16 protein-coding genes are annotated in these 13240 nt (G+C 51.0%); 8 read left to right on the top strand and 8 right to left on the bottom strand.

Annotated features, from left to right (window positions below):
* Positions 1 to 282 precede the first annotated feature (282 nt).
* A complete protein-coding gene (locus LVQ76_RS13995) occupies positions 283 to 840 on the top strand; it encodes a YtfJ family protein (RefSeq protein ID WP_151994057.1) in 558 nt (185 codons plus the stop codon).
* A 4-nt stretch (positions 841 to 844) separates the two neighbouring features.
* Here LVQ76_RS13995 and cysQ read toward each other — a convergent pair whose 3' ends face one another.
* Entirely contained in the window at positions 845 to 1585 is a 741-nt protein-coding gene (gene cysQ, locus LVQ76_RS13990) for a 3'(2'),5'-bisphosphate nucleotidase CysQ (protein WP_232921879.1), read from the bottom strand.
* 188 nt (positions 1586 to 1773) lie between these two features.
* Here cysQ and LVQ76_RS13985 point away from each other — a divergent pair, with 188 nt between their 5' ends.
* Entirely contained in the window at positions 1774 to 3705 is a 1932-nt protein-coding gene (locus LVQ76_RS13985; protein WP_232865676.1) for a bifunctional 2',3'-cyclic-nucleotide 2'-phosphodiesterase/3'-nucleotidase, read from the top strand.
* Between the two features lie 130 nt (positions 3706 to 3835).
* Here LVQ76_RS13985 and LVQ76_RS13980 read toward each other — a convergent pair whose 3' ends face one another.
* Positions 3836 to 4231, bottom strand: coding sequence for a winged helix-turn-helix transcriptional regulator (locus tag LVQ76_RS13980; protein ID WP_232865677.1), 396 nt, complete (start codon positions 4229 to 4231; stop codon positions 3836 to 3838).
* A gap of 91 nt (positions 4232 to 4322) precedes the next feature.
* Here LVQ76_RS13980 and LVQ76_RS13975 point away from each other — a divergent pair, with 91 nt between their 5' ends.
* From LVQ76_RS13975 to ytfE, 4 genes are all read left to right on the top strand, one after another.
* Positions 4323 to 5171: an SDR family oxidoreductase gene (locus LVQ76_RS13975; protein WP_232921878.1), complete on the top strand. Its 849-nt coding sequence runs from the start codon at positions 4323 to 4325 to the stop codon at positions 5169 to 5171.
* 63 nt (positions 5172 to 5234) lie between these two features.
* Positions 5235 to 6059, top strand: coding sequence for an AraC family transcriptional regulator (locus tag LVQ76_RS13970; RefSeq protein WP_232865679.1), 825 nt, complete (start codon positions 5235 to 5237; stop codon positions 6057 to 6059).
* Between the two features lie 77 nt (positions 6060 to 6136).
* Complete coding sequence (locus tag LVQ76_RS13965) at positions 6137 to 7111, top strand: DMT family transporter (protein WP_151994081.1); 975 nt, start codon at positions 6137 to 6139, stop codon at positions 7109 to 7111.
* Positions 7112 to 7195: 84 nt separating this feature from the next.
* Positions 7196 to 7858, top strand: a complete 663-nt coding sequence (ytfE, locus tag LVQ76_RS13960; protein WP_232865681.1) for an iron-sulfur cluster repair protein YtfE — start codon at positions 7196 to 7198, stop codon at positions 7856 to 7858.
* A 38-nt stretch (positions 7859 to 7896) separates the two neighbouring features.
* Here ytfE and cycA read toward each other — a convergent pair whose 3' ends face one another.
* The gene (gene cycA / locus LVQ76_RS13955) at positions 7897 to 9309 is read right to left on the bottom strand and encodes a D-serine/D-alanine/glycine transporter (protein ID WP_151994083.1); all 1413 of its coding nucleotides are present in this window, start codon (positions 9307 to 9309) and stop codon (positions 7897 to 7899) included.
* A 302-nt stretch (positions 9310 to 9611) separates the two neighbouring features.
* Complete coding sequence (gene bamJ / locus LVQ76_RS13950; RefSeq protein ID WP_034461196.1) at positions 9612 to 10232, bottom strand: BamJ family beta-barrel-assembly machinery protein; 621 nt, start codon at positions 10230 to 10232, stop codon at positions 9612 to 9614.
* Between the two features lie 238 nt (positions 10233 to 10470).
* Here bamJ and LVQ76_RS13945 point away from each other — a divergent pair, with 238 nt between their 5' ends.
* On the top strand, positions 10471 to 11067 hold the full coding sequence (locus tag LVQ76_RS13945) for an OapA family protein (RefSeq protein ID WP_232865705.1): 597 nt from the start codon (positions 10471 to 10473) through the stop codon (positions 11065 to 11067).
* Positions 11068 to 11137: 70 nt separating this feature from the next.
* On the opposite strand, the gene rplI is transcribed toward LVQ76_RS13945, so the two are convergent.
* The 4 genes from rplI to rpsF are packed head-to-tail and all read right to left on the bottom strand — an operon-like array spanning position 11138 to position 12581.
* Positions 11138 to 11590, bottom strand: coding sequence for a 50S ribosomal protein L9 (gene rplI, locus LVQ76_RS13940; RefSeq protein ID WP_151994085.1), 453 nt, complete (start codon positions 11588 to 11590; stop codon positions 11138 to 11140).
* 39 nt (positions 11591 to 11629) lie between these two features.
* Complete coding sequence (rpsR, locus tag LVQ76_RS13935) at positions 11630 to 11857, bottom strand: 30S ribosomal protein S18 (protein WP_002210155.1); 228 nt, start codon at positions 11855 to 11857, stop codon at positions 11630 to 11632.
* Between the two features lie 4 nt (positions 11858 to 11861).
* Positions 11862 to 12179 carry a primosomal replication protein N gene (priB, locus tag LVQ76_RS13930; protein ID WP_034461190.1) on the bottom strand — a complete coding sequence of 106 codons (318 nt, stop codon included), beginning with the start codon at positions 12177 to 12179 and terminating at the stop codon, positions 11862 to 11864.
* Positions 12180 to 12185: 6 nt separating this feature from the next.
* Positions 12186 to 12581: a 30S ribosomal protein S6 gene (gene rpsF / locus LVQ76_RS13925; protein ID WP_064515710.1), complete on the bottom strand. Its 396-nt coding sequence runs from the start codon at positions 12579 to 12581 to the stop codon at positions 12186 to 12188.
* Between the two features lie 360 nt (positions 12582 to 12941).
* Here rpsF and yjfY point away from each other — a divergent pair, with 360 nt between their 5' ends.
* Complete coding sequence (gene yjfY / locus LVQ76_RS13920; RefSeq protein WP_232865682.1) at positions 12942 to 13217, top strand: DUF1471 family protein YjfY; 276 nt, start codon at positions 12942 to 12944, stop codon at positions 13215 to 13217.
* Positions 13218 to 13240: the final 23 nt, after the last annotated feature.

Raw genomic sequence — 13240 nt, 5'->3', positions numbered from 1 at the left:
CGAGGCGAAAAATTTGGTGCCTGGAAACTATAGTCCATATACAAACCGACACCTAGTTTGCACAATCTTATTTACCGTATGATTACAATTTCTCAGAATATTCTTTGTAATTGTAAACAAAACTCAGTCTAAGCCTTCAAAAAACAGGGATATGTGCGGTCGCCCGCAAACTGGCATTGTTGTTGCGGGACAGATGGCTATTCAGCACATATGCTTAAAACGTCACGACGAAGTGGTCGGATCACCTGCAAACTTTTCACAAATAATAAGATAGGAGTTCTCATGTCCCTACGTAAAACCCTTGCGCTTGCCCTGCTGCTACTGCCACTTGCGGCATCGGCACATAACTTTGAGAAAAATCAGCGAGTCTCGCCTATTGGTATTACGGATAAAGGCGAGTTGATGCTCGACAATGATAAGTTTAGCTATAAAAACTGGAATAGCGCGCAGCTAGTGGGAAAAGTGCGAGTGCTGCAGCATATTGCTGGCCGCACGAGCGCAAAAGAGAAGAACGCCGGGCTGATTGAAGCGATTAAGGCAGCCAAACTCCCGCATGACCGCTACCAGACAACGACTATCGTGAACACGGATGACGCGATTATGGGTACCGGAATGTTTGTGCGCAGCAGCCTTGAGAGCAATAAAAAGCAGTATCCGTGGTCGCAATTTATTGTCGATAGCAACGGCGTGGCGAAGAGTGCCTGGCAGTTGGAAGAAGCCAGTTCAGCGATTGTGGTGCTGGATAAACAAGGCCGCGTGCAGTTTGCTAAAGATGGTCCACTGACGCAGGAAGAAGTGCAGCAGGTCATGAGCCTGCTGCGCGAACTGTTGAGTAAATAGTTGTTTAGTAAATAGAAACGCGGAAACCTGGGTTTAAGAATGACTCGCGCGGGGTATAGTCGAGAGACTTGCCCTGCCAGTCATGAACGTGAGCACCAGCCGCGGCCGCCACAGCATGGCCTGCTGCCGTGTCCCAAATGTTAGTTGGCCCGAAGCGTGGATAGAGCTGTGCCTGCCCCTCCGCCACCAGGCAAAACTTCAGCGATGAGCCGATAGACGTGGTCTGGTGTTCACCCAACTGGTGAAGATACTCTTTGAGTTCATCATCGCCATGTGAACGGCTTATCACCACCAGAGGTGGGCGAGCATCACGCACGTGGATTTGGTTACGCACACCGTTTTCTTCTTTCCAGGCTTTGCCTTCTGCCGCGCTGTACATCACGTTCAGCACTGGCGCATACACTACGCCCAGCACCGCTTTGCCTTTTTCGATAAGCGCGATGTTGACCGTGAATTCCCCATTACGCTTCAGAAACTCTTTGGTGCCGTCCAGCGGGTCCACAAGCCAGTAACGCCCCCAATTCTGACGGGTTTCCCAGGTCTGCGGATCTTCTTCTGAGAGTACCGGAATCTCCGGCGTCAGTGTTTGCAGCCCTTGCAGGATAATGGTGTGAGCTGCGATATCCGCCGCAGTTACGGGTGAATCATCGGATTTTTGGGTCGCCTCTAGCGGCTTTTGCCCGTCATACACCTGCATGATGGCAGCTCCAGCCTCCCGAGCCAGTTGGCAAATTTTATCTAGCATTCTCCACCTCATGTTGTGTCGTGCGATTAACCTGTTGTTTTACTTATATCTCATCACGCCTGGTTGCGCTATCTGTGAACCCATTCCGGTTTACTACGCCCTTTTTCTGGCACACTTCACAAATCTGTAAGCAACAACGTTTATATACATAGCCTTTTGCGGCCTATCTCTAAAAAGGACCTTTTATCATGATCAAGTTTAGCGCAACGATGCTGGCCATGCTGGTTGCTACCGGCGCTCATGCGGCAACCGTTGACCTCCGTATCCTTGAAACCAGCGATCTCCATAGCAATATGATGGATTTCGATTACTACAAAGATACCTCCACGGAAAAATTTGGACTGGTGCGTACGGCAAGTTTAATCAACGCCGCGCGCGGTGAAACGGTAAACAGCGTACTGGTCGATAACGGAGACCTGATTCAGGGCAGCCCGCTGGGCGATTACATGGCGGCAAAAGGCCTCAAAAAAGGCGATATCCACCCGGTTTATAAGGCGCTCAATACGTTGGATTACGCCGTGGGCAACCTGGGCAACCACGAATTTAACTACGGCCTCGATTACCTGCATATGGCGCTATCGGGGGCCAAATTCCCGTATGTGAATGCCAACATTATTGATGCCAAAACCAATAAGCCACTGTTCACACCTTACGTGATTAAAGAAACCGTGGTGAAAGACAAAGACGGCAAAGAGCAGACGCTGCGCATCGGTTATATCGGTTTTGTACCACCACAAATCATGACGTGGGATAAAACTAATCTGGAAGGCAAAGTGACGGTGCAGGATATTACCGAAACGGCCCGCCATTATGTGCCTGAAATGCGCAAACAAGGGGCGGATTTAGTGGTGGTTATCGCCCACTCCGGCCTGTCGAGCGACCCATATCATGCGATGGCTGAGAACTCGGTTTATTACCTCAGCGAAGTGCCAGGCGTGGATGCCATTCTGTTTGGCCACGCGCACGCCGTATTCCCAGGCAAAGACTTTGCCAATATCAAAGGTGTTGACCTCGAAAAAGGGACGCTTAACGGTATTCCGGCGGTGATGCCTGGCATGTGGGGCGACCATCTTGGCGTGGTTGATTTAGTGCTGAACAACGATAGTGGCGCATGGAAAGTTACCAGCAGCAAAGCGCAAGCGCGCCCAATTTATGACAGCGTGGCGAAGAAAGCCCTGGTGCCGGAAGATGCCAAACTGGTGGAAGTGATGAAGCACGATCACGACGCCACGCGCGAGTTTGTCAGCAAGCCAATCGGCAAATCTTCCGACAATATGTACAGCTACCTGGCGCTGGTGCAGGACGACCCAACGGTGCAGGTGGTGAATAACGCCCAACTCGCCTACGTTGAAAAATACATTCAGGGCGATCCGGACCTGGCGAACCTGCCGGTACTTTCCGCTGCCGCACCGTTTAAAGTTGGTGGGCGTAAGAATGACCCGGCCAGTTTTGTCGAAGTGGAAAAAGGCCAGTTAACCTTCCGTAACGCCGCAGATTTGTATCTCTACCCGAACACATTGGTGGTAGTGAAAGCCACGGGCAAAGAGGTTAAAGAATGGCTGGAATGTTCCGCCGGGCAGTTTAACCAGATTGATGTGAACAGCACGAAACCGCAGTCACTGATCAACTGGGACGGTTTCCGCACCTATAACTTTGATGTTATCGACGGCGTGGATTACCAGATTGATGTGTCACAACCTGCGCGTTACGACGGCGAATGCCAGATGGTGAACCCGAAAGCTGAGCGTATCAAAGGGCTGACGTTCAAAGGTAAGCCAATCGACCCGAACGCGACTTTCCTGGTGGCAACCAATAACTATCGCGCTTACGGCGGCAAGTTTGCCGGAACAGGCGACAGCCATATCGCTTTCGCGTCACCAGATGAAAACCGCTCGGTGCTGGCGAACTGGATTACGGCAAGCAAAGAGATCCACCCAGCTGCTGATAACAACTGGCGTCTCGCGCCAATCCACAGCAATCAGAAATTAGATATTCGCTTTGAAACCTCTCCGGGTGACAAAGCGGCGACCTTTATCAAAGAGAAAGGCCAGTATCCGATGAAGAATGTGGGTAATGACGAGATTGGGTTTGCGATTTATCAGCTGGATTTAAGTAAGTAACAGTTAGATAACCAATAGATTTCGAGTGGCAGGAAGGCGGCAATTGAGCGAGTTCCTGGGAGCTTGCACGAGCAAGTGACCGGGTGAGCGAATGCAGCCAACGCATCTGCCGCTTGAAAGATGAAGGTTATCAGGCGTCTCGCTCACTGCGGGACGCCATTACTCTCGGCAAATTCCCTTCAATCCAATCGGCTAGCTCCGCCACTTTCTCGGCCACTTCAAAACCCAACGGCGTCAGGCTGTATTCCACATGCGGCGGCACAACCGGGTAGGATTTTCGATTTACAAAACCGTCGGCCTCAAGCCATTGCAGCGTTTGCGCGAGCATTTTTTCACTCACACCGCCCATCTTGCGGCGCAGGTCGCTGAAACGATGAGTCCCACCCTGCAAGGCCACCAGAATCAACACGCCCCAGCGGCTGGTGACGTGCTTTAACACATCGCGCGACGGGCACTGCTCAGCAAATAAATTGCCATCACGCATTTGCTCAGTTAACGACAGCGGACGGATTTCAATCTCACTCATTTCATACTTACCTTTTTGTGCGTACTTACTTTAAGTTAGTGCTGGTGATAGTGTGGCACAACTTAACCAGAACACCCACAGGAGATTTATCATGATCGCGATTACCGGCGCTTCCGGCCAACTGGGCCAACTCGTTGTTGAAGAATTACTGAATACCGTTGCGGCTAACCAATTGGTTGCCATCGTGCGTAACCCGGCAAAAATTCAATCATTTGCTAACCGTGGCGTTCAGGTACGAGCTGCCAGCTATGAAGATAAAGCGGCTTTGGTGCAAGCGCTGAATGGCGTGGAAAAACTGCTGCTTATCTCTTCAAGTGAAGTGGGCCAGCGTGCAGTTCAGCATCGCAATGTGATTGATGCAGCCAAAGAAGCAGGCGTGAAACTGATTGCCTACACAAGCCTGTTGCATGCAGACTCCTCGCCGCTGAGCCTTGCCGATGAACATATCGCCACCGAAGAAATGCTAAAACAATCCGGCATTCCATTCGTACTGCTGCGCAACGGCTGGTATACCGAAAACTATCTCGCCAGCGTACCGCCTGCTCTGCAACACGGCGTATTTATTGGTAGCACTGGCGAAGGCAAAATCGCTGCGGCAGCACGTGCTGATTACGCAGCCGCCGCCGCTAAAGTCATGACTCTGGATAACCAGGCTGGCAAGGTTTACGAACTAGCGGGCGACCACGGCTGGACGCTGTCTGAGCTGACTGCTGAGTTGGCCAAACAGAGCGGAAAAACCGTGGTGTATCAGAACTTGCCGGAAGCTGATTTTAAAGCAGCATTGCTCGGTGCTGGCCTGCCAGAAGGGCTAGCAGCAATGTTGGCAAACTCTGACGTTGGCGCATCCAAAGGTGGTCTGTTTGATGATAGCCACCAGCTAAGCACCCTGATTGGCCGCCCAACCACTCCGCTTGCAGAGAGCCTGCGCGCGGCGCTGTAAATGTTAACTTTCCGTTAAAGAAGGACATCCCTATACTTACGGGGTGTCCATACGGAGATTAGCGTGCAAGGCGTTCCTGAACTGTTCAACGATGAAAAAGACATTGCTCAATTCCGGCATTTACCACAACTGCCCGGCGTTGAGCTTTATCACGCCCATATCTCGCGTTACGCCTTTGAACCGCACACTCACGAAGCTTTCGGTATTGGCACGGTGACGCGAGGCGCAGAACGCTTTCGCTATCGTGGTGTTCAACATGTTGCCGCGCAGGATTCGCTGGTGCTGATGAACCCGGATGAATTGCACACCGGCGAAGCCGCCACGGAAGACGGCTGGCAGTACCGCATGATTTATCTCGAGCCGGAACTGCTTGAAAGCGTGACCGGATCGCGCAACTGGTCGTTTAGCGATGTGGTTAAACACGATCCGCTGCGTGCAGGTTGTATTTCACAATTAATTAATGGCTTGTGGAGCGAAAGCGATTCGCTGACCCAGCAAGGTTTGTTGCTGAATCTTATCGAAACTTTCCAGCCTTACGCTCAACATCAGGCTGGCGGAACGCCAGAGTCCGCGCACCGCTTTGAACAAATTCGGGACTATCTGCACGATAACTATATGCAACCGGTAACGCTTGATGAGCTCGCTGCCGTGGTTTCGCTTAGCCCTTATCATTTTCAACGCATGTTCAAAGCACACTTCCACGTCACCCCCCATCAGATGCTAATGGCGATCCGTCTTTGGCACGCTAAGCGATTACTAACCAGTGGGATGCCTGCCGCGCAAGTGGCCGCTGCCAGCGGATTAACCGATCAGGCACATCTGACTCGCGCCTTTTCCCAGCGTTATGGCATCACGCCCGTTCGCTATCAAAAACAGGTCACCCGTTAGCTAAACCGCAAGCTGGTACAATATTTTTGATCCCGCCACACCTACACTCATTCCAAAGACATTATTGGATATAGAAGATGTTAACTGGAGTGCTGTACGCCCTGCTCGCAGGGTTGATGTGGGGGCTGATTTTCGTCGGACCGTTGATTGTTCCTGATTACCCGGCTGCCATGCAGTCGACCGGGCGTTATCTGGCGCTGGGCTTTATTGCGCTGCCGCTGGCCTGGTTTGGCCGCCAGCGCTTGCGCCAACTGACACGTTCGGATTGGTTTACCGCGCTGAAGCTTTCTACCGTCGGCAATCTCATTTATTACGTGTGTCTCGCGAGCGCCATTCAGCGTACCGGCGCGCCGATTTCGACCATGATTATCGGCACGCTGCCGGTGGTGATTCCAGTATTCGCCAACCTGCTTTACAGCAAACGTGACGGCAAACTACCGTGGCGTCGACTTGCGCCTGCACTGGTGATTATCGCCCTGGGTCTTGTGATGGTAAATACTGCAGAGTTACGCACCGGGCAGCTTGATTTCAGCTGGTGGCGATATATCAGCGGCATCAGCCTGGCGTTTATTTCAGTCGCCTGTTGGGCGTGGTATGCGCTGCGTAACGCCTGTTGGCTGCGCGAAAACCCGGATAAAAATCCGCTGATGTGGGCGACGGCGCAGGGACTGGCGATTCTGCCCTTTTCACTGATCGGGTACATCGCCGTCTGCCTGTGGATGTCGCGCACCAACACTGATTTCACCCTACCCTTTGGCCCGCGCCCGGAAGTGTTTTTAACACTGATGTTAGCCATCGCACTGTTCTGTTCATGGCTTGGAGCCTTGTGTTGGAACATCGCCAGCCAACGTTTACCAACCGTAATCGTCGGCCCGCTGATTGTCTTTGAAACGCTCGCAGGCCTGGCTTACACCTTTATGCTGCGCCATAGCTGGCCACCTCTGCTGACATTGCTGGGGATTGTTTGCCTGGTGATTGGCGTGGTAATGGCTGTGTTGACCAAACCGCAGAAAAACACGCTCGCTGAAGTGGTTGTCGTGACGGACAAATAGCGCCTTACCTCGAAATAGTCATAGCGCCAGATTAAAGATGTATTTAATATGCATCTTATATTATCGACAACGAGGTATCTGCTCATGGCTTTTCGCGATCAAGCTTTAGGTGAACTGGCTTTAACTATTCCGCGCGCTTCGGCGCTGTTCCGTAAATTGGATCTCGATTTCTGCTGTGGTGGTAAACAGACGCTTGAGCGTGCCGCAACGCGCAAAGAGTTGGATCTCGAGGCGATCGAAGCCGAGCTTGCTGCTCTTGCTGAAGAACCCACTGAGAAAGAGTGGCGCACGGCACCGCTGGCGGAAATCATCGACCACATTCTGGTGCGCTACCATGACCGCCACCGCGAACAACTGCCAGAGCTGATTCTTCAGGCCACCAAAGTTGAGCGCGTGCATGCCGATAAGCCTAACGTACCGAAGGGGCTGGCGAAGTATCTCACCATGCTGCATCAGGAACTCAGCAGCCATATGATGAAAGAAGAACAGATCCTGTTCCCTTTGATCAAGCAAGGCATGGGTTCACGGGCGACTGGCCCAATTAGTGTGATGGAAAGTGAGCATGATGAAGCGGGTGAATTGCTGGAAGTTATTAAGCACACCACCAATAACGTGACGCCGCCACCAGAAGCCTGCACGACCTGGAAAGCGATGTATAACGGAATTAATGAGTTGATTGACGATCTGATGAATCACATCAGTCTTGAGAATAACGTGCTGTTCCCACGGGCTTTGGCTGGGGAATAAAGGTTAATCCCCCTCACCTGTGGCGAGGGGGGTTATGATTACTTACGCATTGCCGCGATGCGCTTCTTGCCGATAAACATCCAGCACACACCTAACAACACAAACCACAATGGCGTCACGATCAGTGCCTGGCGGGTATCAGTTTCCAGCGTCAACAGCACAATCACAAACACGAAGAACGCCATACACATCCAGCACATAAACTTGCCGAGCGGCATTTTGTAGATCGATTTCTCGTGCAAATGTGGGCGCTGTTTGCGGTACACCAGGTACGAGCAAAGAATAATCGTCCAGACGAACATAAACAGAATCGCCGACACGGTAGTTATCATGGTGAACGCCGCAATCACGTTCGGGTTCACGTAAAGCATCACCACGCCACCCAGCAGGCAAATACAGGAGAAGGTCAAGCCCTTCGCCGGAACTGCGCGCTTAGAGAGTTTGGCGAATGCTTTCGGTGCCATACCATCTTGTGCCAGGCCAAACAGCATACGGCTGGTTGAGAACACACCGCTGTTGGCAGAAGAAGCCGCAGAGGTCAGCACCACAAAGTTGATGATACTCGCGGCGGCAGGCAGGCCCACCAACACAAACAGTTCAACGAACGGGCTCTTATCCGCGACGACGGAACGCCATGGCGTCACCGACATAATCACGATCAGCGCAAACACGTAGAACATGATGATACGGATCGGAATCGAGTTGATGGCGCGTGGCAGAGATTTTTCCGGGTCTTTGGTTTCTGCTGCCGTCGTTCCCACCAGCTCAATACCCACAAACGCAAATACCGCTATCTGGAAGCCTGCGAAGAATCCGCTGATGCCTTTCGGGAACCATCCGCCGTCATTCCACAAGTTGTTGATGGAAGCCTCTACGCCAGACGGGGAATGGAAGTTGGTTAAAATCATCACCAGGCCGATAACGATTAGCGCAACGATGGCGACAATTTTAATCATCGCAAACCAGAACTCCATTTCGCCGAACATTTTCACCGTGGCGAGGTTCAGGCTCAGCAGCAAAACAATCACCGCGAGCGACGCCACCCAGTCCGATAAGCCGGGGAACCAGAACTGTGCGTAGGCTGTTATCGCCACGACGTCCGCCATGCCGGTGACCACCCAGCAAAACCAGTAAGTCCAGCCGGTAAAATACCCCGCCCACGGGCCGAGTAAGTCCGCTGCAAAATCGCTAAATGACTTGTATTCGAGGTTTGAAAGCAGCAGCTCGCCCATCGCGCGCATCACGAAGAACAGCATAAAGCCGATAATCATGTATACGAAGATGATGGATGGACCTGCGAGGCTAATCGTTTTACCGGAGCCCATAAACAGGCCGGTTCCGATGGCGCCACCGATGGCAATAAGCTGAATATGGCGGTTGGTTAAATTACGCCGCAGAGACTGTTCTGACGGCTCTTCAGCAACGTCAGAAACCTTTATCTGATCTACCATGTTGTATTTTTCCTGTACCTGTCTGTTGTGTTCAGGCTCTACCGGCCTTTATAAATATTAAAATAGTGAGGATGTGATGTTGTTGTTCCGGGGAACTCAAAGATAGTAGGGAAGAATTGGCAGGATGAATACTAAGAAAGAAATTATTTGTTAATTTAATGTTTGTTTTGAGTGCAAAATCACGACTATAAAGTGAGCGACCTCACAGAAACACTCAGGAAGGTAGCGTTTACCAGATAAAATCACGCTAATTTTGTTAACCACCAAATAAAAACCCCGCCGAAGCGGGGTCGTTCGAACGCTTACAGAATTTCCAGCAGTTCAACTTCAAAAACCAGAGTGCTGTACGGAGGAATTGACGCACCCGCGCCACGCTCACCGTAAGCCAGGTTATGAGGAATAGTCAGTTCCCACTTTGAGCCAACTGGCATCAGAGTCAGAGCTTCAATCCAGCCTGCGATAACGCCGCTAACCGGGAATTCAGCTGGTTCGCCACGTTGTACGGAGCTGTCGAACACAGTGCCATCAACCAGTTTGCCGGTGTAATGCACGCGAACGTGATCTTTACGCGCTGGGATTGGACCAGTACCTTGAGTCAGAACACGGAATTGCAGGCCAGATTCGGTGCTGCTCACGCCGTCTTTCTTCAGGTTTTCTTCGAGGAATTTCACGCCTTCAACAGCCAGTTCTTTCTGGCGTTCCTGGCGAACGGCGTCGGCACGTTCGTGAACTTCACGCAGTGCGCGATGAACTACATCAACCGGAACTGCCGGGGCATTCCCTTCCAGCGCATCACGCAGACCAGCCACCAGTGCTTCTGGCAGCAGGCCTTGCAGACCAGATTCACTCAGTTGTTGACCTACCTGTAAACCAATACCGTAACTTGCTTGCGCTTCGACGCTGTCAAAAGAAGGGGTCGTCATGGGATTTCCTTTAATGGTATTTAAAAGCAAGCCCGCAGCATAGCAGCGTCAACCTGACGGGTAAAATGCAAAAGCGGCAAAGGTGACAAATGCAGGCGAAACAGGAACAATGGTTTAAGTGAGCGTGAAATTGCGGTTGAGAATCACGTTACGCGGGATTATTCAGCGCATCAAACAGTTAGCGTTCTATAATGGAGTGGGTAAATGTACAGAGCACGTTGTGTGGAAATGAGGAGTGTTGCCGATGCGATTCGCTGTTAAACCCTGGCTTGCGCGGATTTGGCATGCACCCGACAATTTCCGGTTGATGGATCCACTGCCGGTGATGCACCGCCGTGGCATTATTATTGCGGCGATCGTGGTTGTACTCGGCTTCCTGTGGCCTACACCTGATGCCCCTACTGTGCCAGTTACGCGCGATGCTCAACTTTCTATTGAGTCACAATCCCCAATTCGTGCCCACTTAGTCAACCCGCCAGAGAACTCAGCTCCTGTCGAACCGTCACGTGTTGAAGAGCAACCACAGGCAGAAACGCAAGCGCCTGTGCCGCATGAGAATAACGATATTGACCAGCAATGGCGTTCTTACCGCGTAGAGTCCGGGCAAACTATGGCGCAGCTGTTCCGCGATCATAATTTACCGCCCGCTGATGTTTATTCGATGGCGCAGGTAGAAGGTAGCAACAAACCACTGAGTACTTTGCAAACCGGGCAGATGGTGCAGATTCGCCAGAATGCAAATGGTGTAGTGACGGGGCTGACAATTGATATTGGCAACGATCAGCAAGTGCTATTTACACGTCAGCCTGATGGCAGTTTTGTACGGGCGCGCTAATTTTTTAGCCGGTTCAGAAATGCAAAACGCCGGCACGAGGCCGGCGTCTTTACGTGTGAATCAGCGTAAATTACGCTTCAGCAACAACGTTTACAATCAGTTTAGCGAATACATCGCTGTGAACCTGGAAGTCCACTTCGTGCTCACCAGTGGTACGCAGAACACCGTTCGGTAAACGAACTTCGCTCTTAGCCACTTCAACGCCAGCTGCAGTTACTGCATCAGCGATGTCGCGGGTACCAATGGAACCGAACAGTTTACCTTCGTCGCCAGCTTTAGACGCGATAGTAACAGTTTCGAGTGCGTTGATCTTCGCAGCGCGAGCTTCAGCAGCAGTCAGAACGTCAGCTAATTTAGCTTCCAGTTCTGCACGGCGTGCTTCGAAGAATTCAACGTTTTTCTTGGTAGCAGGAACAGCTTTACCCTGTGGTACCAGGAAGTTACGAGCATAGCCCGCTTTAACGTTAACCTGATCACCCAGGCTACCCAGGTTTGCTACTTTATCAAGCAGAATAACTTGCATTACCTTATCCTCTCAAAGTCGTTAATGGACAGTGGCCGATTACTGATGACGATCAGTATATGGCAACAAAGAAAGGTAACGAGCGCGCTTGATGCAGCGAGCCAACTGACGCTGGTATTTTGCACGAGTACCGGTAATACGGCTCGGGACAATTTTACCACTTTCAGTGATGTAGTTTTTCAGTGTAGCGATATCTTTATAATCAATCTCTACAACGCCTTCCGCGGTGAAACGGCAGAACTTGCGACGACGGAAATAACGTGCCATTAGGCTAGTCTCCAGAATCTATCAAATCAATCTGCTCGGCATGCAATACCACTTTGTTCAGACCATTTTTTGCCTGATGGCAACTAATGAAACCTTGAACTGTGAGTACCGTGCCGACCGTTATACTTTGAGTAATGGCTGAGTGTGCGTGCCCGCTAATAATGACTGGCATACGGCACCACGCCTGCCGATCTAAACCGGCTTCCTTTTGCACAGAACGGTGCTCAAGCACGAACTGGCAATGAGGAATTCCTGACGGGCTGACCTTGCGAAGAGGCGTCTTGCACACTGTGCCAGACAACACCAGGCGGTTGGCCGTCATTGGAAATTACTCTTCAGAATCCCCAGCATCCGCATCATCAGCAGTTTCGCTAGCGAAGTCATCGCGACGATCACGACGTTCGTCTTTAGCTTTAACCATTGGTGAAGCTTCGGTTACAGCGTGCTTAGTACGCATAACCATGCTACGGATAACGGCGTCGTTGAAGCGGAAGTTAGTTTCCAGCTCATCGATCACTTCCTGCGGAGCTTCAACGTTCAGCAGAACGTAGTGTGCTTTGTGCAGTTTGTTGATCGGGTAAGCCAGTTGACGGCGGCCCCAGTCTTCCAGACGGTGGATCGTACCTTCTGCTGCAGTGATTGCAGTAGTGTAACGTTCGATCATACCCGGAACCTGTTCGCTCTGGTCAGGATGGACCATAAAAACGATTTCGTAATGACGCATCGAATTGCTCCTTACGGATTATTCAGCCTCCTGTCAGGGTCAGCCGCGGCCCATGGAAGCAAGGAACGTGTTTATAAAGGCGGCTGAAAAAATTGACGCGTAATCATACAAGCGGAGCCCAGTAAACTCAAGGTCATATGGAAATTAATTCTTTTGCATGAAGGCTAAATTTCTAACAAGCGCTAACTCAGTGAAATCTATAACTTTGACCTGGATCACTTAAAATTTTTGACCAACATCATCAGAAATGGTCGCTTTTTATCCAACCCTAAGGGTTTACACTTATTGTCATAGGCCGCCACTATTTATTAACAGGAGCGACGACCGCAGCTGACACATTAAGTTGTAGTGGAGCGGATTATGAAAATTACAGTTTTAGCCTTTCTGGCGGCGATTTTGCTTAGTTCAAATGCAGCTGCCGCGATCAAGATTGATGGTCGCCAGGCACAAAATATGGATGATGTGATGAGCCTTGGGGTTATTTATATCAACCATAACTTCGCGACAGAACAGGAAGCTGAAGTTGCTATCCATGAGGATGCAGATCAGCACAATGCAAAGTACTACCACACTATTTTGATGAGAGAACCCGGTAGTAACGGCAATATGCGCGTAAGCGCTGACATTTACCGGTAGCAGAATGCAATGAGGTAATGAAG

Origin of the sequence: Buttiauxella cochleicola, assembly GCF_021283185.1 — a bacterium.
Taxonomy (GTDB): domain Bacteria; phylum Pseudomonadota; class Gammaproteobacteria; order Enterobacterales; family Enterobacteriaceae; genus Buttiauxella; species Buttiauxella massiliensis.
Note: the sequence above shows the minus strand (reverse complement) of the source record. Positions and strands in the feature narration are given on the sequence as shown.